This is a genomic window from Mesorhizobium sp. M8A.F.Ca.ET.207.01.1.1 (assembly GCF_004794715.1).
In the GTDB taxonomy this organism is placed as follows: domain Bacteria; phylum Pseudomonadota; class Alphaproteobacteria; order Rhizobiales; family Rhizobiaceae; genus Mesorhizobium.
In genome coordinates this window covers 1-441 of the sequence record NZ_SRUS01000094.1, presented here as the reverse complement: position 1 = coordinate 441, position 441 = coordinate 1, and the positions used below count along the sequence as shown (strand labels likewise).

Sequence of the window (441 nt, the reverse complement as noted above, 5' to 3'; positions counted from 1 at the left end):
GGCCACCGCCGCCTTGAGGAAGGTGATGGCCTACTACGCCAGCCTCGGCGTCACGATAGCCCGCGTCATGACCGACAACGGCTCCTGCTACAGATCAAAGGCCTTCGCCAAGGCCTGCCGCGATCTCGGCCTCAAGCACGTCAGGACAAGACCCTATACACCCAAGACCAATGGCAAGGCCGAGCGCTTCATCCAGACAGCACTGCGCGAATGGGCTTATGCCATCGCTTATCCGACTTCAGATCACCGCGCCGCAGAGTTGCCGGTCTGGCTGCACAGATACAATTGGCACCGTCCCCACGGGAGCCTAAAGTCCAAAACACCTATCAGTCGCCTCGCTCTAACCGAGGACAACCTGTTGAGGCTCCACACCTAGCTAGCCGGGTTTTTGAGTGGGTGGGCGGGCGTTCCGACGTACGTCCCTGGCGCAACAATGTGGTC

General features: G+C 60.3%; 1 protein-coding gene. It reads left to right on the top strand.

The window, feature by feature from the left end; translation table 11 throughout:
* Positions 1 to 376 (top strand): integrase core domain-containing protein (locus EN850_RS33615; RefSeq protein WP_136092942.1); only part of this gene is annotated, 376 nt, incomplete at its 5' end.
* Between the last annotated feature and the right edge of the window lie 65 nt (positions 377 to 441).